At 37.0% G+C, this 25564-nt stretch carries 25 protein-coding genes; 6 read left to right on the forward strand and 19 right to left on the reverse strand.

The features are described 5' to 3' along the window. Nucleotides 1-11: 11 nt before the first annotated feature. Both ACODST_RS06590 and gcvT read right to left on the reverse strand, forming a co-directional pair. Nucleotides 12-1946, reverse strand: a complete 1935-nt coding sequence (locus ACODST_RS06590; RefSeq protein WP_488931324.1) for a S41 family peptidase — start codon at nt 1944-1946, stop codon at nt 12-14. A gap of 303 nt (nt 1947-2249) precedes the next feature. Next, entirely contained in the window at nt 2250-3332 is a 1083-nt protein-coding gene (gcvT, locus tag ACODST_RS06595) for a glycine cleavage system aminomethyltransferase GcvT (protein WP_488931325.1), read from the reverse strand. A 142-nt stretch (nt 3333-3474) separates the two neighbouring features. On the opposite strand from gcvT, the gene ACODST_RS06600 reads away from it, so the two are divergent. Continuing rightward, a complete protein-coding gene (locus ACODST_RS06600) occupies nt 3475-3609 on the forward strand; it encodes a hypothetical protein (RefSeq protein WP_488931326.1) in 135 nt (44 codons plus the stop codon). 74 nt (nt 3610-3683) lie between these two features. Beyond that, nucleotides 3684-4529 carry an NAD(P)H-hydrate dehydratase gene (locus ACODST_RS06605; protein WP_488931327.1) on the forward strand — a complete coding sequence of 282 codons (846 nt, stop codon included), beginning with the start codon at nt 3684-3686 and terminating at the stop codon, nt 4527-4529. A 22-nt stretch (nt 4530-4551) separates the two neighbouring features. Here the strand turns inward: ACODST_RS06605 and ACODST_RS06610 are convergent, their stop codons facing one another. Then, nucleotides 4552-5466 carry a hypothetical protein gene (locus tag ACODST_RS06610; protein ID WP_488931328.1) on the reverse strand — a complete coding sequence of 305 codons (915 nt, stop codon included), beginning with the start codon at nt 5464-5466 and terminating at the stop codon, nt 4552-4554. Between the two features lie 479 nt (nt 5467-5945). On the opposite strand from ACODST_RS06610, the gene ACODST_RS06615 reads away from it, so the two are divergent. Continuing rightward, the gene (locus ACODST_RS06615) at nt 5946-6872 is read left to right on the forward strand and encodes a hypothetical protein (RefSeq protein ID WP_488931329.1); all 927 of its coding nucleotides are present in this window, start codon (nt 5946-5948) and stop codon (nt 6870-6872) included. A 67-nt stretch (nt 6873-6939) separates the two neighbouring features. Here the strand turns inward: ACODST_RS06615 and ACODST_RS06620 are convergent, their stop codons facing one another. After that, nucleotides 6940-7374, reverse strand: coding sequence for a DUF6526 family protein (locus ACODST_RS06620; RefSeq protein WP_488931330.1), 435 nt, complete (start codon nt 7372-7374; stop codon nt 6940-6942). Nucleotides 7375-7758: 384 nt separating this feature from the next. Continuing rightward, complete coding sequence (locus ACODST_RS06625) at nt 7759-8241, reverse strand: DNA-deoxyinosine glycosylase (protein ID WP_488931331.1); 483 nt, start codon at nt 8239-8241, stop codon at nt 7759-7761. A gap of 183 nt (nt 8242-8424) precedes the next feature. On the opposite strand from ACODST_RS06625, the gene ACODST_RS06630 reads away from it, so the two are divergent. Continuing rightward, complete coding sequence (locus ACODST_RS06630) at nt 8425-9447, forward strand: helix-turn-helix domain-containing protein (RefSeq protein WP_488931332.1); 1023 nt, start codon at nt 8425-8427, stop codon at nt 9445-9447. 269 nt (nt 9448-9716) lie between these two features. Beyond that, nucleotides 9717-10667: a bifunctional helix-turn-helix transcriptional regulator/GNAT family N-acetyltransferase gene (locus ACODST_RS06635; RefSeq protein WP_488931333.1), complete on the forward strand. Its 951-nt coding sequence runs from the start codon at nt 9717-9719 to the stop codon at nt 10665-10667. Between the two features lie 67 nt (nt 10668-10734). Here ACODST_RS06635 and ACODST_RS06640 read toward each other — a convergent pair whose 3' ends face one another. The 9 genes from ACODST_RS06640 to ACODST_RS06680 all read right to left on the reverse strand — a co-directional run bounded on the left by ACODST_RS06640 (nt 10735) and on the right by ACODST_RS06680 (nt 22815). Continuing rightward, nucleotides 10735-11934 (reverse strand): NAD(P)/FAD-dependent oxidoreductase, encoded by a 1200-nt coding sequence (locus ACODST_RS06640; RefSeq protein WP_488931334.1) that lies wholly within the window; start codon nt 11932-11934, stop codon nt 10735-10737. Between the two features lie 64 nt (nt 11935-11998). Further along, on the reverse strand, nt 11999-14818 hold the full coding sequence (locus ACODST_RS06645; protein WP_488931335.1) for an AsmA family protein: 2820 nt from the start codon (nt 14816-14818) through the stop codon (nt 11999-12001). Between the two features lie 15 nt (nt 14819-14833). Then, nucleotides 14834-15646, reverse strand: coding sequence for an MlaD family protein (locus tag ACODST_RS06650; protein WP_488931336.1), 813 nt, complete (start codon nt 15644-15646; stop codon nt 14834-14836). A gap of 23 nt (nt 15647-15669) precedes the next feature. Next, complete coding sequence (locus ACODST_RS06655) at nt 15670-16449, reverse strand: ABC transporter ATP-binding protein (RefSeq protein ID WP_488931337.1); 780 nt, start codon at nt 16447-16449, stop codon at nt 15670-15672. A 1-nt stretch (nt 16450) separates the two neighbouring features. Then, nucleotides 16451-17209 carry an MlaE family ABC transporter permease gene (locus tag ACODST_RS06660; RefSeq protein ID WP_488931338.1) on the reverse strand — a complete coding sequence of 253 codons (759 nt, stop codon included), beginning with the start codon at nt 17207-17209 and terminating at the stop codon, nt 16451-16453. A gap of 247 nt (nt 17210-17456) precedes the next feature. Continuing rightward, nucleotides 17457-18701 (reverse strand): beta-ketoacyl-ACP synthase II, encoded by a 1245-nt coding sequence (gene fabF / locus ACODST_RS06665; RefSeq protein ID WP_488931339.1) that lies wholly within the window; start codon nt 18699-18701, stop codon nt 17457-17459. After that, on the reverse strand, nt 18701-19258 hold the full coding sequence (locus tag ACODST_RS06670; RefSeq protein ID WP_488931340.1) for a TetR/AcrR family transcriptional regulator: 558 nt from the start codon (nt 19256-19258) through the stop codon (nt 18701-18703). Before ACODST_RS06670 ends, fabF begins: the two co-directional genes overlap by 1 nt. Before the next feature lie 226 nt (nt 19259-19484). Further along, entirely contained in the window at nt 19485-21755 is a 2271-nt protein-coding gene (locus tag ACODST_RS06675; protein ID WP_488931341.1) for a glycosyltransferase, read from the reverse strand. Further along, on the reverse strand, nt 21736-22815 hold the full coding sequence (locus ACODST_RS06680) for a glycoside hydrolase family 130 protein (RefSeq protein WP_488931342.1): 1080 nt from the start codon (nt 22813-22815) through the stop codon (nt 21736-21738). The genes ACODST_RS06675 and ACODST_RS06680 overlap by 20 nt, the downstream gene beginning before the upstream one ends. Nucleotides 22816-23087: 272 nt before the next feature. On the opposite strand from ACODST_RS06680, the gene ACODST_RS06685 reads away from it, so the two are divergent. Further along, nucleotides 23088-23249 (forward strand): DUF1328 family protein, encoded by a 162-nt coding sequence (locus ACODST_RS06685; protein ID WP_488931343.1) that lies wholly within the window; start codon nt 23088-23090, stop codon nt 23247-23249. An 88-nt stretch (nt 23250-23337) separates the two neighbouring features. Here ACODST_RS06685 and ACODST_RS06690 read toward each other — a convergent pair whose 3' ends face one another. The 5 genes from ACODST_RS06690 to ACODST_RS06710 all read right to left on the reverse strand — a co-directional run bounded on the left by ACODST_RS06690 (nt 23338) and on the right by ACODST_RS06710 (nt 25390). Further along, complete coding sequence (locus ACODST_RS06690) at nt 23338-23802, reverse strand: DUF1440 domain-containing protein (RefSeq protein ID WP_488931344.1); 465 nt, start codon at nt 23800-23802, stop codon at nt 23338-23340. 13 nt (nt 23803-23815) lie between these two features. Then, on the reverse strand, nt 23816-24325 hold the full coding sequence (locus ACODST_RS06695; RefSeq protein WP_488931345.1) for a DinB family protein: 510 nt from the start codon (nt 24323-24325) through the stop codon (nt 23816-23818). A gap of 21 nt (nt 24326-24346) precedes the next feature. Further along, a complete protein-coding gene (locus ACODST_RS06700; protein ID WP_488931346.1) occupies nt 24347-24721 on the reverse strand; it encodes a VOC family protein in 375 nt (124 codons plus the stop codon). A gap of 67 nt (nt 24722-24788) precedes the next feature. Next, nucleotides 24789-24998: a hypothetical protein gene (locus ACODST_RS06705; RefSeq protein WP_488931347.1), complete on the reverse strand. Its 210-nt coding sequence runs from the start codon at nt 24996-24998 to the stop codon at nt 24789-24791. 11 nt (nt 24999-25009) lie between these two features. Further along, complete coding sequence (locus ACODST_RS06710) at nt 25010-25390, reverse strand: DoxX family protein (protein WP_488931348.1); 381 nt, start codon at nt 25388-25390, stop codon at nt 25010-25012. Nucleotides 25391-25564 lie beyond the last annotated feature (174 nt).

The raw sequence follows: 25564 nt of genomic DNA on the forward strand, positions 1-25564 counted from the left end.
TACAACAGACTTTATTTTGAAGCATTAAACTCGCCGATGATAGTAACCGCTTCATTCAGGTACGGATTGGTTTTTAAATTATCAATCTGGTACTGGTTGATCGTTTTGTCATTAGGATAAACGCCCAGCAAAAACTGGTTTATGGTAGAATTGTAAACATCCAGCGGATTATTTTCATCGTTAAAAGTGTTGATTTCCATCCAGAGCGAATTGACTATTTTTTTCTGTTTAAAAACAGCATCTAAAGTCATCGGAATTTCTGCTTTCGGGGTATTTACCAGCTGATCTATTTTTTGATTGATTCTTCTGATGTCATTAAAATAATAATTGTCTGCCAGTCTGATCGTACTGCTTTTGGCCAGTTTGTCGATTAAACTTCGTTTGACATAAGGTCTGAATTTTAATGCCGTATTAAGACTGTCATTTTTTATGGCAGTTGGAAAATCACTTTCTTTTTGATATACATCTTCATAAAATTCCGGGAGTACTACATCAGGCGTAACCCCTATATACTGATGGCTTTTTCCGGTAACCCTGTAAAATTTATTGATGGTGATTTTTAAAAAATCGGTATTTTTATTTTCGTCCAGCGAAAGGATGGTCTGCATGGTCGCTTTTCCCAATGTATTGCTGCCCAGCAGAAGCGCACGGTTATAGTCCTGCATGATCGAAGAGAAAAATTCACTGGCCGAAGCCGTATTGCTGTTTACCAGAATAACGATGGGGCCTTTGTAAATCATACCTTTGTAGGGATCATTTATAACCGATTTTTCCAGAGTATGGTCAACAACAATAGAGAGCGGGCCATAATCGACAAACATTCCGGCCAGTTTTATGGCTTCTTCCATAGAGCCGCCGCCATTGTCTATTAAATCAATTACTAAACCTTTTATGCTGTCTCTTTCCAGTTTAATCACTTCCCTTGCTACATCATCCGCACAGCCTTTTCGGCTGTTTCCGTCCAGGTCTGCATAAAAACTGGGAATTTTGATATAACCAATTTTACTTTCCTTACCGATAATGAAACTGAAAACAGAATTTTCCTCATCTTTCATCACTTGTTTTTCGATATAAACATCAAAGTTTTTTCCTGAATTTCTTTTTAAGGTCAGTGTGAGGCTCTTATTGGCTTCAGACAAGATCATGGAAGAAATGGACTCTAAAGAGGCACAGGAAACCTGCAGTGTTTCTTTATGGTTAGAAACCGAAATGATCTGATCGCCTTTCTTGATTTGCCCTGTTTGATAAGCCGGGCCGTTGGGATCTATTTCATGAACAATGATTTCATTTTTTTCGTTAAGGTTAACGGTCATTCCCAGTGACAAATGTTCCTTTGATAAGGAAGCTACGAAACTGGATTTGGAATCGTTGCTGAAATAAGCCGTATGCGGATCAAAATAAGTGCAAAAGAAATTGTAAAGGTTTTCGTCCTGCCTGGTTTTGGTTTCGAGCAATGTTGCAAAACGACAGATTTCATTGGATAAAATGAGGTTTTTCGATTTGGCTTCAATCGAATTAAAGTTTGCTTTTATAGAATCGAGATTATCACTTGTTTCGGCTATATCGTCCAGAATCTGATAACGCAGTTTTTTTCGCCATACTTTTTCCAGATCTTCTTTTTTAAGGTAAAAAGGAAACGACTTTTTATAGAAACGTATCGTATCTTTTATCGTGTAATCAAAAGCAGAAGCCTGTATTTTTTCAAGAAGTGTTTTGGTACGGATTAAGGCATTGGTATATTTTGTGGTAATATCGGTCAGAAAACTGCAGTCATTTTCAAGAATAAGATCATCAATTCTAAGACGGTATTTTGAAACCATTTCGTCATACTCGGTTTTAAAAAATATATTTCTTGAGGGATCTAATTCGTTCATTAAATTATCAAAAACAAAAACAGATAAGCTGTCATTTACGGGTTTTGGACGTAAATGTTCTGTTTGAATCACGTTGTTTATTTTGTTCAGGATATCGCATGTCTCAGCGCTATTTTGACTAAATAGGTAAGGGGCAAACAGTAAAAACAGCGGAAAGATTTTTCTCATAAAAATAAGGATCAGCATTCTACCTTAAAATTACAGTAATTTTTTGATATGGATTTATATTATTTCTAAAAAATCTTACATAGGGCTGAATTAATATGTCTGTTAAATCGTAAGAATTTAAATGTTAAGGCAATAGTTCTGTATACTAAAAAAAAAATGCACCACAAAAAGCGGTGCATTTTTAAATAAGGTATAGTAATTAAAAAATTATTTCTTGTAAAAAGGCAGTTTTACCACTTTTGCAGGAACATCATTTTTTCTGATTCTGATAAAAATATCGCTGTCAACACCACTGTTTGCTACAGTTACATATCCTAAACCAATACCTTTGTTCATAGAAGGCGACATAGTTCCGGAAGTCACAATACCAATAACATTTCCTTCACCATCCACAATTTCGTAATCGTGTCTTGGCACCGCACGTTCCTGCATTTCAAAAGCAATCAGTTTTCTGGTAACTCCTGCTTCTTTTTGTTTTTTAAGCGCTTCAGAATTCGTAAAATCTTTAGTGAATTTTGTGATCCATCCTAAACCGGCTTCAAGTGGAGAAGTAGTATCGTTAATATCGTTTCCGTATAAACAGAATCCCATTTCCAGACGCAGAGTATCACGGGCAGCAAGACCAATTGGCTTAATTCCAAAAGAAGCTCCGGCCTCAAAAACTTTGTTCCAAACCTGTTCTACTTCCTCATTTTTACAGTAAATTTCAAATCCTCCGGAACCCGTATAACCGGTAGCCGAAATAATCACATGCTCAATTCCGGCAAAATTGCCTACTTCAAAATGGTAATAAGCAATTGAAGATAAATCCACAGAAGTCAAAGACTGCATAGCTTCAACCGCTTTTGGTCCCTGAATTGCCAAAAGAGAATAATCATCAGAAAGGTTTTTCATTTCAACACCCAAATCATTGTGAGAAGAAATCCAGTTCCAGTCTTTTTCAATATTCGAAGCATTTACAACCAGTAAATACTGCTCTTCTTTCATTTTATAAATAATCAAATCATCCACAATTCCGCCTTCATTATTAGGAAGACAAGAATATTGCGCTCTTCCAATCGTCAAGGTCGAAGCATCATTCGAAGTCACTTTTTGAATCAAAGCCAAAGCATTTGGACCCGTCAGTAAAAATTCTCCCATGTGCGAAACGTCAAAAACGCCCACACCATTACGAACCGTTTCATGTTCAGCATTAACTCCTTCATAAGTAATAGGCATGTTATAACCCGCAAAAGGAAGGATTTTTGCTCCTAAACCTTCATGTATGTGCGTAAGCGCAGTATTTTTCATTGTGTTGTTTTATAAAATTGTTTTGCAAATCTATTCAAAAAATATCGATTTCGAATACCTTAAATTATAAATTTCGCAATATTTAGGAGCTATTTCCTGCTATCCGCTATATCTTTTTGTTTTTAAAGAAAAAACAAAAAGGATGCCGCTACTATCAGGGCTAGGAGTGACCGTTAAAAAGAGAGATATCGACGATTTCAATTTTTTATGTAATTTTAGTATAAAATATGCAGCTATGTTTATTGAAGCGATTGAAACGCCTTTATACGCAGAATAAAACTATCCCGTCCCGACACTTCGGGATCGGGACTATGTGTTTAAAAATTAACCACAATAATTAAAAGAAGCTAAATGAAGTCTCCGTATTTAATCACAAAAGAAGAAATTTTAAAAATCTACAAACCCGTAAATCCGCATGCACATAAGGGGACGCAAGGCCACGCCGTGATTATTGCCGGGAGTTACGGAAAAGTAGGAGCGGCCGTTTTAGCTTCAAAATCCTGTCTAAAATCAGGATGCGGACTCGTAACGGCTTTTATTCCCAAATGCGGTTATCAGATTCTTCAGATTTCGATTCCGGAAGTCATGACAGTTACAGACGAAAACACCAATTTCATTACCAACATTCATTTAGCTTTAATTCCGCAAGCCATTGGAATTGGTCCGGGAATCGGACAGGAACTCGGAACACAAAAGGCATTATTTGAATTTTTAAGAGTAAATAAAGCACCTTTAGTTCTGGATGCCGATGCGTTGAACATTATTTCCCAGAATTTATCATGGTTAGAATTAGTTCCCGAAGACACCATCCTGACACCTCATCCAAAAGAATTAGAACGTTTAATAGGCAGATGGAATTCAGAATCCGAAAAATTCCAGAAAACCATTGCTTTCTCAGAGAAATATAAAGTTATTGTGGTCATGAAAGGGGCGCCAACATTTATCATTAACAGAAATTCAGTTTACAAAAACACAACCGGAAATGCTGCGCTGGCAACAGCAGGAAGCGGAGACACTTTAACCGGAATCCTGGCAAGTCTTCTGGCTCAGGGCTATGAACCCAAATATGCGGCAAAACTGGGTGTTTACCTGCATGGGCTGACTGCCGATATTGCTGTGCCTCATACAGGTTATGAATCGTTTATTGCTTCAGACTGTATCGAAAATTTAGGAAAAGCTTTTCTGAGTTTATCCTGAAATAAGCTGTTCGTAATACTGTTTAATGTTTATAAAATTTCACATGATTTCCAAAACTGTAAGTAGCGGCTATGGTAGGTCCGTTGTAACCCCATTTAAAGAAACCGCTGGCTCTTGGACGGTCAACATCTACTCTGAAATTTAAACCGGTATAACCGGCTGTCAGGCTGAAATTTTTGTAAACATTATATAAGACAGACAGGTTATAGCTTACCAGGCGTCCGTCGATGTTATCGATTTTAATGGCAAAATAATTAATATTGGCATAAAGCCCCACTTTTCTTCCCAGAACAAATTCTCCCCAGATTCCAATGTCCGGCAGCGGTGCTGTAAAATCAAAGTTATCGCCGTATTCCAGCGCCTGTGTGTTAGCCTCCAGTTTCAGTCCGACGTCGCCCAGTAAAACGTGCGCTCCAATTAACAGACCCAGTTCGTATTTAGGTTTAGAAACGATGGCATACCCATAGGCAAAACGGATCATTTCATTGTTCATAAAAGCAGAAACCCTAGCGTCTACCGGATAAGTATGATCTTTAAACTCAATTTCTTTTTGAAGTGTTTTTTCAGAAGTTCTTTTTAAATAAAAATATTCCACATTAAAACGGGATCTTCGTGAAGCACGCCATTCAAAAGCACCAAAAAAAGAAGTGGTATTGTTTTGAAAACCTAAATCCCTTTCAAAATCAATTTCGGTACCTATATTCCCATTAACGCCGCCTACTTCGACCTGCGTATTGTTTACAGGAAAAAAAGCACCTGCCATTACTTTAAAGCGTCTGCCATGCCACGGAAGGTCTTCGGCACTGTAATCCTGCATTTTTCTGTAGTCGTTCTGTATTTCGGCTGCATTGTTTTCCGGCAGAGCTTCAGCAGTAGTCTGTGCATTAACTGAAAACCAGGAAAGAGGAATTATCAAAAAATAAACTAATTTTTTCATGAGGTTGATGTTTTAGGTTTATTAATGAAATTTTAACAATTAAAGGTAGGAAAAAATAACGTTCAATTTGTCTTTTAATAGGTTTATTATTTTGATTTACAGTTGTTTGTGTGTTTTGTGGTATGTTGGAAATCGGTGAATACTTCAAATTTGTTTTAAATTGAGCCGTTTAACAGTGTTGAAATTTGTAATCATTTCTTTATATTTGAATCTATAACCCTTTGCATATGAACAAGCCTCTTAAACACTATTTTATAAAGTCTTTTATTTTTTTGTTTTTCATACACCTGGCCTATTTTCTGTATGGTTACTTTACCTTTGAAGGAATTAAGAAAATAGATATTTACTCAGAATTTTACAGGTTTAAATTTTATGATGATGTTTCTATTTCACATTTTTTTATAAGCGGCTTATTTCTGCTTTTCTTTTTGATTTTTTTGTTAAAAAATCATGCCCGGCAGCAGTACTCATTTGCAAAAATGATTCAGGCGGGCGTATTCCTGCTGTTGATTTCGTTTTTAACGTTTACGTTTTTTGTAAGTTTCAGTTTTGGACAGAATGCCAAATTAAGAAGTGAATTGTCTGAAAAGGAATATAATAAGGATAAGACCCTGCTGAATGTCCTGAACCCGTTTTTGTATGGTTCGACCTCTTACTATTCGGAGAAACTGTTTAATTACGAAAATATACTTTATCCCAAACCTTATCCGGTTGTTAAGGAAGACAAACAGGTTTTAATCTATCATGACCAGTTTAATACCGAAACTACTTATTACAGTATTGATACCGTGACAGTTTTAACGGAAACACTAAATAAAGCTTCTGAGAAAGCAGGTGCTGTGCTGGATTTCGCCGGACTTGATAAAAATATACTGAAAGACCGGATCATCAAAAAAACGGTGATGAAGGACAGTACCCAAATTATTTTTAAAGGACAGGAAGTAAGTCCTGAATACGATGACGGAATTTGTATTTTTCTGCAAAATAAAACGCTATACAGCCCTGTTCATGGTGATTCGATCAGGAAACAGCAGTACAATGCAGCCGTAAAACGGTATCATTTATTGTATAAATACGCACAGGATTCACTTGTATACCAATTTCAAAAACTGGATACTATATTTAAAAAATACAATATAGAAGCCGGCATACGTCCTAAAGATTTAACAGATGAAGTTTTTTATTATGTAAAAAATCCGGAGAGAAACGCAGTAGCACTGGATAACAATTTTGACCATAGAGCCCTGAATGAGAAAATCAGGACTTTAGACCGCTATTTCTACAACCCCAACTACCTGCATCCTTCTATAATGCCGATATTTTTTGCAGTAGTAACAGCTGTCTGGTTCGTTTTACTGTTGTTCTATGCCTTTTTCAATTCCAGAAAAACAAAATCAAATACATAATATCAAATTCATATTTAAAAACAAAGAGTCCGGAACCTGGAATTTTAAGATTTAGAATTAAAAAAACTTATACTCTGTTATAATCGGCCCGCCAGTGTACGATCGCTTTTTTAATGGCATCTCCGCTGAGGTTGTTCTTTAAAGTATCTTCAACTAAAGGCAGAATTTCATCGTCGGGAGCAAATCGGAGAGCGAATATCTGGTCGTCTGTAAGTTTGTGTTCAAATTCCTCAAGTCTTTTTCCGGTTAATGTAAAATACCGGTAACGGAGTTCGAGACGTACAATGCGGTTTTGTAAAGTTAAGGCATAGTGCTGACGCAGCATAAAAGCAAGGAAAAATAAAAACACAAAAACAAGACTTATAAATGTCCATATAAGAGCATTTTCTGTAGTAAAAGCAAAATAAACGCTGAAGACCAAAAACACCGTTAAAAACGGATAATAAATAAAATGGTGTGGTGTATAAAATCGTATGTGATTGTAATAAGTCTGGATTTTCATAATTAAATAGGTTTGTGTTGAACCCAAAAAAGAAAGCTACCCTAAAAATTTTAGAATAGCTTTTTTCTCAAAAATAAACTAACATAACCAATGTTCTCTTTATAGTCTAAACTTGCAGCAAGTTTGTCGTAGTATTGTCTGTATCTTAAAAAAAAGCCTTCCATCATCATCATCAATCCTTTTAAACTCTGGCTTTGATTTCCTGATTGTAAAATTACAGAGGGTTGAGAAATTTCGTGTTATATTTTAAAGTTCAAAAGTTATATTATTTCAACATTTTAAATTTTATCTGCCGCCGACAACTGTCGGAATCCCGAATTTTTAATTTACTTCGTAAGCAGCTTTGTCTGTTTGTAATGCCCAAAGTGGGATTATTTTAATTACTTACAATGAATTAATAATCTTCCATTCGTCTAATTTGGACTGGAAAGTTTTTCCTGCGTTGGCGGGGCTTGTAGACGGAAGCGTAATCAAATGATAAGATTTTGGCAAATGCACATATTTTTTAAAAAACGCCGCAGCCTTTTGTCCGTTAAATAAAATAGTATGGATTTCAGGATGATCCTTCAGAAAAGTTTCAAAATCATTTGCGGTTTCATTTTTTATGGCACTGTCTAAACTGCCAGCTCTTTCACAATAGTGTAAAACATCCCAGAGGGCGATTTTGTTTTGAAGTAAAAGTGCTTTCTTGGCTTCATAATCACTTGAAAATTCTTCTTTAAAAATAGCAAACATAAATTTCCAGAAATTATTCTGATGGTGTCCGTAGTATTGGTTTAGTTCTAAAGACCGGGTTCCGGGCATAGTGCCTAAAATAAGAATTTGGGCATTAGGAGAGCTTACAGGTGCAAAAGAGTAGCTTTTCATCTATTGAATTAAGAAATATTTTATTTGAGTTAATTTTTTACTGAGAAGTAATTATAAAACAATTGCAGGAAATTATATAACATTTTTGGTCTGCGATTGAACGAACTTTGAATCTGCTTCTTACATACAATAGTATTGGTTTAAGAATCTCATTTAAAATTACGGAATTTAAATCGAAACAAGATGAAAATAGTTACTATACATACAGAGAAAATTCAAAATATATTTGAGGAACTGCATGCAGATTTTGGCGGCAAAGTAACTTTTGATGTCGATGAATATACACTGGAAGTAAATAATAGTCTGGCAAAAGGGACCATTATGGGAGCTTCTTTTAATGATCATATTTCCTACGTCCAGTTTGATATGACTTTTTCGGCCGATTTAAAACTGAATGTAATCAATGGGGATTCTTCTCCAATTTATTTTGCATATTGTTCTAAAGGAAATTTTTCCCATAGTTTTGGATGGAACGGAGAAGAGAAAAAACTCAAAACTTTTCAGACAGCGATAGTTACTTCAAAATCGAATCAGGATAATGTTTTGTATTTTGAAAAAGACAGGAAAACAAAATTTACTTTAATAGTGGTGGGAACCCAGTCAGAAACCGGGCAGGCACATTCTCTGAACCAAATGGTAAGAGAAACTTTTTTTCAGGAAAACCACGAAGAAGAATTTTTCTATGCCGGTTCTTATAATTTAAAAATTGGAGAAAAAATTGAGCAGTTAAATGCCGTAACCCAAACCGGAGTAGTCAGAAACCTGTTGAAAGAAGGTATTTTAAGAATTATTCTGGCTATGGAAATCCAGCAGCATACCGATGATTTAAATGCTTTTTCAAAAGAAGCAAACTGCCTGACATTAAGAGAAATGGAAGAAATAAAAGAGCTTTCAGAAATTATCAAAGCAAATCCGGAGGAAGCTTTTACCATAAAATCGCTGAGCAAAAAATCAGGTCTTTCTCCAAACAAACTCCAGGAAGGATTTAAAATGATCCATAACAGAACCGTAAACGACTATATAACGCACATGCGCGTCCTGAAAGCCGAAATCCTGATCAGAACTTCTGATTTAAACATTTCCGAAATAGTGTACTGCATTGGGTTTACCAGCAGAAGTTATTTCTCTAAAATCTTTAAGCAAAAATTCAACTGCAGTCCAAAAGAGTATAAATTCAATTTAAATCCCTTAGCGATTACCGCTTAAGAAGGTTCAAAAGTACAGAGAGGCAGCGTTTTTTACTGTTGTCTTTGTAAAAAGTAATGTCGTTAGCTATTAAGCAAGATATATTCTAATAATAAGATTCTAATGTCTCTCAAATTTTAAGTTAAGCTTAAAAACTGTAGATTTTAGAATCTTATTTTTTTGTAGAAAAATAAAAAAACTCTGTCCTGTGTCCGTTTGCCCTTAAAAAAAACTTTGCAGAAAAGATTTTTTTATATATTTACATAACTGGTTATATAATTAATTATAATATGGAATTTTTTGATAAAGTAGGTAAGGCGGCATTAGGAAGCCGTCTTCGTTTAATGACAGCTGTAATTACAGACGATGCTTCTAAAATTTATGAATTGTACGGAGTAGATTTTGTGCCCAAATGGTTTCCGGTTTTTTATACACTTACCGAAGACAGGGAATTGACGATTACAGAAATTGCAAATGAAATTGGGCACTCGCAGCCGTCGGTTAGTAAAATTATCCAGGAAATGATAATTGCCGGGATAGTAGAGGAGAGTTTAAAAACCGAGGATAAACGAAAGAACAATGTTGTTCTGACAGCAAAAGGACATTTACTTTCGCAGAGAATCAAACAGCAGCTTCAGGATATTGACGTGGCTATTGACGGACTAATTTTAGAAGCGAAACATAATTTATGGGCGGCACTGGAAGAATGGGAATTTTTACTGGAGCAGAAATCGATGTTTAAAAGAGTAAGCGATCAGAAAAAAATCCGTGAAAGTAAAGATGTACAGATTGTAGATTATACACCGGAATATCATGAAGCTTTCAGGGGGCTGAACGTAGAATGGATTTCGACTTATTTTGAAATGGAAGAAGCCGATTATAAAGCCCTTGACAATCCCGAAGCTTATATTTTAGATAAAGGCGGAAAAATTCTGGTGGCTTTGCACCAAAATGAGCCTGTGGGAGTCTGTGCCCTTATTAAAAGCAACGTTCCGGGATATGATTTTGAGATGGCCAAAATGGCTGTTTCGCCTAAAGCCCAGGGAAAAAACATAGGCTGGTTACTGGGGCAGGCTGTCGTAAATAAGGCAAGAGAACTGGGAGCTAAAAAGCTATATCTGGAAAGCAATACCCTTTTAAAACCGGCAGTGAATTTATATTACAAACTGGGCTTCGAAAAAGTATTTGGTTTGGAAACGCCTTATAAACGCTGTAACATTCAGATGGAATTGGTTCTTTAAAAGACGCTAAGATTCTGAGATTCTAAGTCTTTTATGTCTTGGTCTCTCAGAATCTTAGTCTCTTAAATTATCTTCCAAAGCGGTAATATTCTAAATCCGGATTTTTTTTATTACTTAAAGAATCTACAATCGAGTTCATTCCAATGACGCTGAACGTTATTCCGTTTCCTCCGAAACCTAAAACGTAGTGTTCATTTTTTTTAGGATCCGGTTTTCCAAAATAGGGAAGTCCGTCTTTGGTTTCTCCAAAAGTTCCCGCCCAGGAATAATCGAGTTTAAAGGTAGTTTTAGGAAACCTTCTTCTAAACTGGCGTAGTAACGAAGCTTCCTTTTTAGGCAGTAATTTGTCTCTTTTTTTGGCATCCCTGAATTCTTCATCGCCGCCGCCCATAATAATGCGATTATCAGGAGTGGCACGATAATAATGATAAGGCGAAGAGGTATCCCAAATCACAGCATTTTTTAAAACAGAAGGTATTTCCATCATCGCTTCAGAAGCAACGGCATAGGTGCTTTTCAGGTCCACAATTTTTTCCCCGACTGTTTCGGTGCTTTCATAACCACTGCAGTGAATAACGTGCTGGGCTGTTATAGTTGATTTGTTTTCAGTAAAGGCAGTACATTTTCCTTTCTGGCTCTGAATGGACGTAATATTCGTTCTGTCAAAAATCTGCATACCGTTCTGGTAACAATAATACAGCAGATCACTGGCAAGTTTAAACGGGTCCATAACGGCGGCGGTTTTAGATTCGATAGCGGCAATGGCGTTTAATCCCATTTTTTCAAGATCATATTTGTTAAGCCAGCTTACGTCAAAACCAAACTGTTTACGGGTTTTAAATTCGTTTTTTAAAAAAGGCACATCTTTTTTGTAGGACGTGAAGTAAATGCTTTTTTTAAATTCAAATCCACAGTCGCTTTCCACAGTGTCAATAATGTTTCGAAGATCGAAAATGGCTTTTTTGCCATTTCGATAGCTGTCCAGAGCGCATTTTTCACCTCTGAGTTTTATTAGTTCGTGCAGCGGAACATCAATTTCATATTGAAGCAGTGCAGTGCTGGCAGCGGTACTTCCGTTACAGATATCCCTGCGGTCAACTAACACTATTTTTTTCCCCTGAGTGATTAATTTATAAGCCATCAGGGCTCCTGTTATACCTCCGCCAATGATTAAGATTTCGGTATCGATATCAGAATCAAGCGATGGATAACTAATGTTCATGGCATTTTTTAAAGGCCAGAAAGTTTCTGTAGAACGTAATTTCATTTTTTATCTGGTTTTCGTGAAAACACGATGTTGGGTTCGTTTTTAGTCTGGTTATTTCAACTAATCAGGATTTGGTTTTGTTTACCTTTTCTTTTTTAACTACTTTATTGTTTTTTTCGTCGTAAATGGCACCCACTATTTTTTGGCCGGTTTTACTGAATATTTTGATTTTGGGATCTTCGTGTGTTCCGGTTACCACAATTGGAAAACCGATAATTCCAAAAGGAGGAAGCCCTAAACGTACTCTTATATCCAGAAGACCGTCAAAACTGGTTGTTCCTTTTATGGTAGGTTTAAAACTGGCGACACTAAATGTAAAAGGCTCCACCTGAATTAAATTATTGTCAATACTTGATTTAATCTCGATTCCTTTCATATCTGGATCGTCTAAGCCCTTTTGTCCGGTTTTGGAACTTAATCCTTCAAACAATTTCAGTCCTTTAATTTTGACATCACGAAGGTTGATCGTGCCGCCGCCTTCCAGCGATTCGTAAATAGGTCCCATATTACCGTTCAGATCCCCTTTAATTGTATAGTCAACAGAAATAATTCCCTGTGCTTTTTCGGCAGCTGTTACCATATCATGAAACATTGGAATTTCTTTGTAAGCACGCTGCACACTAAAATCTTTCGCTGTAAAATGAGCGTCAAACCTTGCTGAGGTTGGATTTTCATCTTTATACGCGGCATCAATCCCTACTGTACAATCGATTACATTAAATATAGTGTTTTTTAAGTAAAATCCTTCTTTTTTTATGCCGGCTTTTCCGGAAAGTTTATTTAAAACAAGTCCGTTGTATTCGACCCTGTCTGCATTGGCGTTAAGCGATACATCAAGGTTCTGCGGAATCATAACGACACCACTCATTTTAGGATGGTCTTCTTTGGCATAATCGACTTCCAGTTTCCGGTCTTTGTTATCCCCTTTTTCAAGAGCCATAAATTCATCTACATTGATTAGTTTGGAATTCAGGTTGAAATTACCGCTTAAAGTACCATGAGATTCCAGAAAATAATTAATGGTGTTTAAGAGATAACCGTTAATATCAAAATCAGATTTTCCGTAGGAAGCATTGAATTTTTCAAACCACATTTTTTCATTTTGGAAGCGGAAATTTCCTTGTTTGATAAAAAAGGATTTCGGAAAAAGTTCAGAGGTGGCTTTGATATTTTTAAGCAGGATAGTTCCCTTATTGTCAAGTTTATCATATTGGCCTGCTGCGGCATAACTTTGTTTTCCTTTAAGCGATAAATCGGCTTTTGCATAACCGGTTATATCCAGGCCTTTTTGAGAAAATACCTGATAAATACGGCCTACGTTTAATTCGCCTTTAATTTTCGCATTGTAAGCCAGATCGTTAAAGTCAGATAAAGCAGCATTTACATACACCGGATTTCCTTCAAATACAAACGAAGCCGGTGCTGCAGCCACAATCAGATCCTGATAAGTTCCCGCTTTGTTCAGGACATTAGCGACCAGAGTTATATCCGTAATCGGGTTAGGATAGGAGTCTGTTTTCAGCCATCCGTTTCGCAGCGAAATACCGCCGATTGTTTTGGGAAATAGTTTTTTGGAAGTACTGAAAAGCCCTCGTGCCTGTATATCGGTTTTTAAAATTCCTTTTAAATCAATTGTATTTAAGCCCAGTGCCGCATCAACGACAGCGAGATCCAAAGCACCTTTTACACTCGCATTGATGTTCATTTCGCTTAAACCTTTACTATGTAAATACGCATTAAAATAGTCCTTTTCCCCTACTTTAAACCGCAGGGTTCTCAGGTTTACCAATAATTGTTCCGGATCAAGTGAAGGCAGGATGGCATTGAGGTCCATTTGAAAATCATTTAACGGAACCGGTGCATTTTGATATGTAACTGCCCCGTTCGCAATTTTTAAATTAAAGGCCAGATTGGGTTTCTGTTTTTTGGAAACGTTATAATCTCCTTTAAAAGAAAGTACTAAATCGCTTTTTCCTGAAACTTCCGTTTTGTCCAGCCAGGTTAAATATTCCGGCGGCATCACCGATAATAAATCTTTTACGGTCGTGTTTTCTGAAGCTGCTTTGATATTGATTTTATATCCTTCTCTTAAAATGGTGAATAAGCCTGTAAATTTTAAAGGGAGTTTGTTAATCTGAAGTTCGTTTTTCTGCAGAATAAACGAAAGGGCATGTGTGTTGATTCGGGTGATTAAATCGGCTCGGACCGCTTTTTTTCTCAGATAAGCTGTTCGGTCGTAATAAAAATCCAGCGAATCAATTTTGGCATCCGTATTAAGGTCGAAGATATCATCGCTGAGGTTTCCTTTTCCTATATAATTAAAGCCTTTGGCATCGACGAGAATTTTAGCCGAACGGTCGTTGTATTTTACATGGCAGTTTTCCAGGTCAATTCGTTCGAGTTTAATGGCGGTTCCTTCTTCGGGAGCATTGGGATCTGGTTTTTCGTCTTTTCGGTCTTCGGGAGCTACGTACACATTGTAATTGGCCTGTCCTTTTTCATTAACCATGACATTGATTAGGGCATTCGAAACATATAATTTATTGATTTTAACTTCGCTGTCAAAAATCAGTCTTTTCAGGTTGATACCAAAAGCCACCTGATCTGCCTTTAAAAGCGTATCATTTCGAAAAGGCGCAGAACCGGTCATAGACAGATCATCAAGTGAAACGGTTAAGGATGGAAAATGGGTAAAAAACGAAAGCCTGGATTTCGAAAAATCCAGTCTGCTATCGAGTCTTTCGTTGGCAATTTTTTTGACTTCTGAAGCCACTTTTCCCGGAAAAAGCAGCGGAATCAAAAAAAGTAACAGCAGGAGACCTGCTATTACTATTCCGCTCCATTTTAGGATTTTAAGGCTTATATTTTTAAATGAGGCTTTCATGGCGTTTAATTTTGATTATTTTTTTTCAGGTTCTTTTTTGGCTTCTTCTTTAGCTTTTTCCTGTTTTTCTTTTTCTTCTTTGGCTTTGGCTTCTTTTTCTTTAGCGGCTTTATCCTGTTCTTCTTTTTTCTCTTTTATTTCTTCCTGCTTTTTCTCTTTTTCCTTTTCTTTTTTCTTGAAATATCCTCTGAACAGGAAATTACTTTTGGCCGCTTCCATATTTTCGCTGAAACCTTTGGTACCGTTTTCTAAATTAGAAAGGGTATTGGAAACACTATTGGCCATTTTATCGTCACGCACCAGTCTGGCCAAAGCACCGTTCCCGTTGTTCATACTATGACTGAAAATCGCCAGCTCATCTGAAATAACGCCTATATTGTCTACGCTTTTCTTAACGCTTTTCATAAGGTCGGCCATTTCAATTCCGTCTATAGAAGCAATAGCACCATTATTTTCAATAGATTTCTGAGATTTCATTCCGGGAGAAATCGTAAGTACTTTATCGCCCATTAATCCATCAGATCCAATGCTGGCACGAGCATCGGTTTTGATAAACTCACGTACCTCATCTTTGATCACCATCGCTACTACTACCGAAGAATCATTAATTAATCTGATCTCTTCCACGGTACCGATATTGATTCCTGAGAAACGAACGTTGTTTCCGACTTCTAAACCACTTACCGTTTTAAATCTTGAGGTGATATGGAATGTGGAGCCAAATAAATTTTTTTGTTTTCCAATAAAATAAATGGCGATTATAAACAGTAACAGACCTACTGTTACAAACATTCCTAATTTCCAGGTATATCCAGACTGTTTCTCCATGATTTCTATTCTTTTTATTTTGCTTATTCAAAAAATGAGCGCACCCATTCGTCTTCGTCTTTTTCCAGTTCTTCATAGGTTCCTTCGGCATGAATTACGCCGTCTTTGAGAACCATAATGCGGTCAGCCGTCATTTTGGCACAGGCCATATCGTGTGTGATAATGATAGATGACGTTTTTTGTTTGTGCTTGATGTCCAGTATTAATTCACTGATTTCCCTGGATGTAATGGTATCCAGCCCGGTAGTGGGTTCATCATACAGAATAATTTCCGGTTTTAAGATTAGAGTTCGGGCCAGACCGATTCTTTTTCGCATCCCGCCCGACAGTTCCGATGGCATTTTATCAATAGCATCACTTAATCCGACGTTTTCCAGTGCTTCCATAACTTCATTTTCTACTTCGTCTGCGCTTAGATCCCTTTTATGGGCGGTTAAGGTAAAAGCCAGGTTTTCTCTGACCGACATCGAATCGTATAAAGCACCGCTTTGAAATAAGAAACCAATTCGGACTCTTATTTTATTAAGCTCTTCCTTAGAAAGGTTCAGTACATTTTCGTCAAAAACCCTGATCTCGCCCTGATCCGGTTCGATCAGCCCTACAATACATTTGATCGTAACCGATTTCCCGGAACCGGAACGGCCCAGAATCACCAGGTCTTCACCTTTGTTCACGGTAAGGTTTACACCTTTTAAAACCGCATTGTCATGACCAAAAGTCTTGTGCAGATCTTTGATTGTTATGATGGGAGTCTGCTCTTTTTCTCTGGTTTTAGGTTTACTATTTTTTTCTTCCTTAATCATCTTAAAAAAATAAATCGGTTATTTGTACAGCCACCATGTCAATAATAAATATACTTAAGGATGCGGTAACGACAGCCGAGTTGGCGGCACGTCCTACGCTTTCTGTTCCGTTTGAAGCATTAAAGCCTTTATAACATCCTATCATCCCTATAAAATATCCAAAAAAGAAAGTTTTGATTGTTGCCGGAATCACATCTAAAAATTCCAGCGACTGAACAATCTGTGTCAGGTAACGGTAAAAATTAACATCGCCATGAATATTAATTCCTACATAACCGCCTATAATACCTATAGCATCTGCAAAAAACACGAGAATAGGAACCATTAAAGTACAGGCTAAAATTCGGGTTACGACCAGATAGTTATACGGATTGATAGCCGAAACTTCCATGGCATCAATTTGTTCGGTTACTTTCATGGAACCTAATTCGGCACCAATTCCCGACGAAATTTTTCCGGCGCAGATCAGAGCGGTAATCACCGGGGCAATTTCCCTGATTAACGAAAGGGCAACCATACCGGGAAGCCAGCTTTCGGCACCAAATTTTACCAGAGTCGGACGGGACTGCAGTGTCAGCACCAATCCCATAATAAAACCGGTTATCGCTACCAGCGGCAGTGATTTATAACCAATATAATAACATTGTTTCAAAAACTCTTTTGCCTCATAAGGAGGTATAAATACTTCCTTAAAAAACCTTTTGGCAAACAATGCTGTATCTCCAATTTGTGCGAATGTATTTTTTAAACCGGGAATCAAAATAGTTTTGTTTTAAGTTATAGTGCTTTTGAAAATCAATTATTTAACAGTTTTTTCCACTTTTGCAATGATAGATGAAAGTTACCTCAATACTTGTTAAAATCTTTTACAGAACTTTTTTTGAGCCTTATATAATTTTCATGGTTTTACAATATTTAAAGGGAATTAACGTTGAACCCGTTCTAAAACAAAAAATCCCTTTCGAATGCGAAAGGGATTTTTGAAAGAAATAGTTTTTAGCTGAAGTTTATTCGGTAAATTTTTTAAAAATTGAACTGGCCACGTGTCCGCCAAAACCAAAGGTGTTGCTCATGGCATAATTAACGATACGGGATTGTGCTTTACCGAGGGTCAGATTAAATTTTTCGGCATAATCCTGTTCCACATTTTGTGTATTGATAGTGGGCGGCACAATGTTTTCCTGAACGGCTTTTATACAGGCAATGGCCTCAATGGCTCCCGCACCGCCAAGCAAATGCCCGGTCATTGATTTTGTAGCGCTTATATTGGCATTAGGTTGTATTCCAAATACTTTTTCGACAGCTTTAAGTTCGCTTAAATCTCCGGTTGGAGTAGAGGTAGCGTGAGCGTTGATATAATCAATTTTATCAGGAGTAATCCCGGCTTCTTCAAGAGCCAGTTCCATTCCCAAAACAGCTCCTTCGCCCTCAGGATGCGTTCCTGTTAAGTGATAGGCATCGGCAGCTAAACCACCGCCCACAATTTCGGCAAGAATTACCGCGTTTCGTTTTACGGCATGTTCATAGCTTTCTAAGATCACAACTCCGGCACCTTCACCTAAAACAAATCCGTCTCTTGTAACATCAAAAGGACGTGAAGCTCTGGTATAATCATCATTTAATGTCGATAGTGCTTTTGAAGCATTAAAACCACCGATAGAAGATTCTGAAACTGAGGCCTCAGAACCGCCGCTGATCATCATATCGGCCTTACCCCAGCGGATGTAATTAAAAGCATCGATAATAGCGGTGTTACTGGCAGAACAGGCTGCTGCTGTTGTATAGTTAATGCCGCGAAGGCCGTATTTAATAGATATAACTCCCGAAGCAATATTGACAATTCTCTTCGGAATAAAAAACGGACTGAATCTTGGGGTGCCATTTCCAAGTTTGTATTCGCCAATTTGTTCTTCAAAAGTAGTAATACCTCCATCGCCGCATCCCCATATAACTCCAATTCGGTTTTTATTTAAGGTATCAAAATCAATATTTGCATTTTTTACGGCTTCGTCGGCCGCATGCAGGGCATATTGTGTAAAAAGATCGTATTTTCTAATTTCATTTTTTTCGAAAATAGACTGAGGATCAAAGTTTTTAACTTCACAGGCAAATTTCGTTTTGAATTGTGTGGTGTCAAATCTTGTTATGGGAGCAGCACCGCTTACTCCGTTAATCAGGGAATTCCAGTATTCAGATACATTGTTTCCTATAGGAGTTACCGCTCCTAATCCTGTTATTACGACTCTTTTCATTATTTATGAGTTCTTAATTCGTTTAATATAGTTTCTTTTACAATTTCAAAATCATTAGGATCTGTAAGCCTCGAAAGCTGTACGATGGCAATAATATTGGTGATAATCATTAAGGCTTTTGTTCTTGGTGCCATCTGAAAATCAAATAGTTTTTGTTCTTTTCCTTCTATCAGTACTTCGGTCAGCCATTGTAAAACCAGACTGGCAAATAACTGCAGTTCTGTTTTAAGGGAATCATCCAGCGTATTTAAGTCTGTTGCCAGTGAACCCACTATACAAACCTTATTTTCCTGTTTGATCTGGGCATGGATCGCTAAAAATGCTTCCAGTTTTTCTAAAGGGGACTTATTTTCTGTTTGTTTTTTTAAAACTTCATACCGGGCAATATGTTCTTTGATCGCAGCAACGCCCAGATCAGATTTAGTTGGGAAATGATAATGAATAGAGGCTGTTTTTATGCCTATGTCATTCGAAATATCCTTAAAGCTAAAGGCATTATAGCCTTTGTTTCTAATGTATTCATCTGCTTTATCTATAATTACTTCTCTTGTGGTCATAGCGGTAATTTTTTATGCAAATATACTACCTATTAGTAGATAGGCAAGTTAAAAAGATTTATTTTTTGCTATTACTGTATCAGGAAGATTATTACAAACAAAAAATCCCTCTCATTAAGAAAGGGATTTTCCGGGTTTAATAGAATTTTGGTCAGTCTATTGCCTTTAATGAAAATTTTAGTTTCTAAATTCCGATTGGAGATGTGGAATTTAAAATTTGGATTTTTTATAAATTGATGGCCACTCCGGTGCGGGATTTCATCAAGGGAATGACCTTTGACTCCGAAAGGGCGAAATTCTCCATAATCAGCCTTGCGGTTAAGTAGCAGATTGTAGATTCTGCTCCCTGATTTAAATTGACATTTTCTTTTTCAAGTCCATCGTATCCGCCTCCGCTTACCGGATTATACATCACCTGGTTTAAATGGTTTTTTCCTAAAAACCAGCTGAAGGCCGTTTTCATTTTCTTTTTATATTCCGGGGTTTTAAAGGTATTATAAAAGGCATTTAAAGTCTGGATGGTATACGTTACATCAATAGGCTGTTCTCCGTATGGCTGAGGTTCAGCACCACGATGGTACCAGCCCTGATTTGAAATCACCCTGAATTCTTTATCAGCAAACATTTTAGACATTAAGAAATCCATTGAATCCAGTGCCACTTTTTTATAAACCGGTTTGTTGGTTACTAAATAAGCATACAGCATCGACTCCGGCAGAATTCCGTTACCATACGTCAGGTAATTTTCAAACCACTGCCAGTCTTCAGAAGCAGTATCTTCATAATTAGCCAGCAGTTTGCTGTTAAGTTTATTAATTATGGCTGCTACGTATAAATTAGGCACGGTACAATGGTATAGATACAAACCTTTAGTGGCAAAACCTATAGAACGCGGCGACTGGATATTTTCGGCCCATTTCAGAGAGTTTAAAAAACACTTTGTTGCTTTTTTCGAAATATTTTCAGGAAGTATATCAGCATTGGCAATGACGGTTCCGAGTGCCCAGATAGCCCTTGCATTTGAGTCTTCAAGGTTTACTTCAGCATTTTGTTCTACATGTACACGATATTCCTGATCGACATAGTTGATGAAATTTCCTTTTGGTTTCTGACATCTTTCGATAAAATCGAGATAGATTAAAATATAAGGCAGGTCGTCTTTGTCTCTGGTGAGTTTGTAATGCATGCAGAAGGCGATTAGCGCACGGGCGTTGTCGTCTAAGGTATAACCGGATTCAGGATCCGGAATTGAAATTTTGCTAAACTGGATAATGCCCAGATCCGTAGTTAATTTTTTGATGTGTCGTAACTGAACAGGAGGGTAGCTGTATTTTATATCAGACGGGTTTTCGATTAGTTTTTTATAAGTATTCATTTGAATAATAGCCGTATTTTCCCAGGAAGAAGCTCTCATTTTAGCCAGAGCGTTAATCGCCATTTCCTGTCTTAGATTTTCATCCGAGATTAGTTTCAAAGCAGCTTCAGCAAACTGATCTGCATTTCCTATATCAACCAGAATACCGCAGTCAGGAGTTAAAACTTCTTTGGTGTGCGGAATTTTTGAGGCTACCATCGGACAGGCACAGCTCATGGCATAAGCAAAAGTGCCGCTTACCGCCTGATTCGGGTCTTTTGAGGTAAACAAATAAATATCGGTCGCTTTTAAATATTCTAAAAGTTCTTCGGTTTCTAAATACTGATTGATAAAGCGAACATTGTTGTGTAACTGTAATTCATCAACAAGAGCTTCCAGTTTGTCACGATAAGCATCTACACCGTCTTTAATTAAATTAGGATGGGTACTGCCAATAATTAAATACAATACATCCGGCTCTTTTTCTACAATTTTTGCAAGTGCCTGTAAACCCGTTTCGATGTTTTTTCCTTCTCCCAAAAGACCAAAAGTAGACAGGACAATTTTATTGTGAATGTTTAATCTTTCTTTTACCAGTTCCGGAGTTTCATAAATGACCGTATGGGTACCGTGCGGCACTGTTGTAATGTGGTCTTCGGGAATGTCATAATCCCGAATCAGAATTTCTTTGGACTGACTTGTCATAACAAAAACCGACTTGCTGTAGTTGAGCAGCAGTTTTACAAAGGTTCTCAATTCATCATTCGGGTTGGGAATAACGCTGTGAAAAGTAAAGGTTACCGGCTTTTTTATGGTATTTAAAAAATCAAGAAGATGATTCCCGTACTGACCTCCAAATAAACCGAATTCGTGTTGTATGTGAACTAATTTTACGTTTTTATCTTTGTTGATTTCTTCGGCAGTATGAGTATATTCTTCCCGGTTTTGCGTGTTTAAAGTATAAGCTTGTGTAGGATTGGCTTTTGGTTTACTGACCAGTTCGCAGATTTCACAAGTGATAGATTTACCAAAAACATCGGTAATTCCTTGTATGGTATCCTGAGTATAAGTTGCGATTCCGCATTGGGTTGGCGGAAAGGTGGAAAGAAAAACTATTTTCGATTTATTGGATATCTTCTTCATGGGGATTCTGTTTTAATTCGGTTAATAAGTCGTTAAGGTTCAGAGAAGCCGCCGCAATCTTATCATCGGCAGCACCGTAATAAATATATAACTGGTCGTCAAAAATTGCTGTTCCGGTTGGAAATACAACATAATTGACATAACCGTGTCTTTCATAATATTCAGATGGCGTAATAATGGGTCTGGTTAAACGCCCTATTACTTTTGAAGGATCATTGAGATCCAGTAAAGCGGCACAGGCATGGTATACTAGCCCTTTTTCACGTTTTTCGGCGGCATGATAAATAAACAGCCATCCGTCTTTGGTTTCAACAGGCGGAGCACCCGGGCCGATATGACTGGTTTCATGATCGTATTTGGGCTCCATGATAATATGGTCAGGCAGGTTTTTAAGGTATTCTTTCCAGAAGTCTGCCGTTAGTTCTTTTTTGTTTTCGAAGGAAACGATTTGGATCGATGGAAATAATCGGTGCAAAGCCACAAATTTTCCATTGATTTTTTTTGGAAAAAAGACCACGTTTTTATCCCAGACAAAAAGGTTTTCCTTTATGGTTTCGCTCAAAGGATAACTTCTTTCGGTATTAAAGGCTAATATTCTGGCTATACCCGGTTTTTGCAGGTGTTTACGGATCAGATTGGTAAATTCGTTTAAAATAAATTTAGGCGTTATAATCCCTTTCTTTTTAAAGGAAACCAAATCTTTTGAAACCGCCAGTGCCCCGCAGGCATTTATGCCGTCGTACGTTACATAGGTCATATAAAACAAATCGTCGATTTTAACGATACGGGGATCTTCGACCCCATGGATTTCATAAATATATTCGGGTACAAAAACGGGTTCGGTACGGCGTTCAGCGAGCGTAACGGGACCTTCAAAGCGGCAGTATCCAATAGTCGAAAAATTTCCTTTTTTGGCCGCCCGGTAAAACATATGAACGTTATTTCCGTCCTGATATATGGCAGGGTTTAACACACCTAATTCTTCAAAAGGCCTTTCGGTTTTCTCTAAAATAACACCCAGTTTTACAGCTGTAGTGTTTAGGGTAGTTATTGCTTCCATATTATTTTGCTATCTCTGGTTAAAATTACTTTGATAACAAAGGGGCGCTTAATCCAATCGATCAAAAAATTAACTCAAAAGCGTTTGTGTGGGAATTGTATAATGTTAAAGGCTGAATTGTAAAAGAGGAAGGATAAAATTTTGATTTGTAGTTTATTGTGCTAAAAATCATGTTTTTTTGAGTTAATACTTCTTTCTTGGAATTGTGAAATTTGTACTACAAACTAAAAGGACTTGAAAAGACCTATTTTCTAACTTAAAAATTGAATATTATGTTACGATGGACAGTCATTTTTATAGTTTTGGCTATAGTAGCCGCAATTTTTGGTTTTGGCGGAATTGCCGCCGGAGCCGCCAGTGTCGCAAAAACCCTATTCTTCATACTTGTACTTTTAATCATTATTTCACTAATAAGCGGAAGAAGAAGAGTTTAGATTTTTTTTACGTTATTTTAGAAAAGAAAAGCGAAATCAGGTTATGGCTGATTTCGCTTTTTTGATTTTAGTTTTTTAGAATACTGTTTTATTGTTTTCGATAGTATTTTTTAGTGATATATGAAATGGGTAATCCGATACAGCCTATTAAAATCACGATGGAAAGAATCAGTGGAAAATCAAATTGTTTCGATGGCAGTACCGGAAATACTATAGGCAGTACAATCAGGTTCATGACGATCCATACAAAGAGACCGTATAGAACTGCCGACAAAATGATGTTCTTTTTCAGGACCGGAACATGAGGATATATCTTAAAATAAAAATAGGCAAAAGCGAGTGCAATAAAATAGTGAAGAAGCAGACCATAGAAAACCATCTGCGAACCGCCGCTGTAAGCCTGTTGTTTAAAAACGCCGCTGGCTATGGACTGCAGGATTTTTTCGGCTGTTGTTTTATTTAATATTACAGAATATAGGAGTATAGCGGCAAGAATGTCGAGGGTTCCCGCTACTAAACCTGAATAAATTACAATTTCAGATTTTGGCTTCATAGTATTTTAGGGTTTAGAGTTTGGTGATGTACTGGAAAACCGTATTTAACTGATGGGTATGCCTTTGTGTATGAACTAAAGCAAAATCAATCCATTCGTACATCGTAAAAGGATCAAAACCCGGTACCTGAAAATCCAGACAGGTCAGGGTGAGATCGTATTTTGAAGCACAGTCCAGTAATTCAGATTCTATTTTGGCCAGTTTTGAATTCAGGACATTTTTATCGTATTCTCTTTTCTCAGGAATAAGAAAAACGGGAGCTTCCATTTTTATACTGAAATTCAGAAAAAGAGTTTCAATATCCTTTATTTTCTCATCCGGTTTTCTTGTCGTTTTCTCTGTTTTTCCGGCAAACAGTTCCGGATAACCGGAGCAGGCCAGTATAATATGCTGTACGATTTGTCCGGGTGTCCAGCTTCCATGATAAGGCACTGAGTTTATTTCGCTGTCAGAGAATTTTGAAAACGTTGTATGGAGTTTTGCAAAGGTTTCAACAATATCTTTTTGCACATTTGTTTCCATAATATTGATTTTTTAGAATAGCTAATTTACAGAAGTAATCCACCAGACATTGCCAAACGGATCTGTTACACCGCAGGTTCTGCCGTAATCCTGATCGCTTAATCCCATTAACGATTCGGCTCCGTTTTCCAGTGCTTTCAGATAGGTTTTATCTGCGTTGAGGACATAAACAAATAAATTGGCGGTTTGTTTGGGCCAGTCGGAGGTTTCTTCGGTAAACATGATAGTGCTTCCGTTCAGGGTAATTTCTGCATGCATGATGGTACCGTCTTCACGAAGTGCTTTGGAATGGGTTTCTGAAGCTCCAAACACCTTTTTTGTAAAATCGATGAATTGTGCTGCGCCTTTCAGAATTAAATAAGGCATTACGGTCTGATGTTCTGCTGGTAAATTCATTTTTTACGGTTAAAAGTTAGTATCTCAAATATACGTTTTTTATGGTAAAAAATTGTAATTCAGTAAATTATAAAAGTTCTTCACATTGAAACCCGTGCAGATTAACGATTTCTATAATTTTAGGATTTGAAATTACTGCAGCCTGTACACGAAGAATTCTGTCGCAGTCTTCTAGGTCGAAATTGATAGCACTGTTTGGGAAATGTTCAAGAAGTTTCCCAATAATCAGTATGGATTCTTCGACTTCCTGAACATTTGTTTTAAAAACCTCTATCATAACAGGAGTGTTTACAAAGCGATATTTTTGTATCGTTCTATTTTATGATAATTGATATAAGACAGAGCTAAAATCACCAGGAAGATCAACGGAAAGAAACTTTGGAAATTAACGCCGTCAACAGCAAAATGACTTATGGAAGCGAAAATAAAATCGAAACCAAATCCGGCATAAGCCCATTCTTTTACATTTTTAGGAGCTTTTGGAATTATTAAGATCAGAACACCCAGAATTTTGAAAATCACCAGGGCATTTCCGAAATACTCAGGATACCCCAAATGTTTAATTCCTTCTTTGGCCAGTTCGGTTTGTGAAGTCAAAGCTGGCATAACGCCTTCGAAAAGGAAGATAATGATAGTAGTAACCCAAAAAATAATTTTTGCTGTTTTCATGTGGTTTATTTTTAAATCGTTATTAGTTAATGTATTACAAATGTACTATTCTTATTTTTTTCGGGATATAGGTATTTACGACTATTTTAGGGGCATTTGGGACAAAGTTTAGTGTTCAGTGTTCAGTCTCAGTGTTCAGTCTCAGTGTTCAGTCTCAGTGTTCAGTCTCAGTGT

The sequence above is a fragment of the Flavobacterium sp. FG19 genome, from assembly GCF_057809475.1.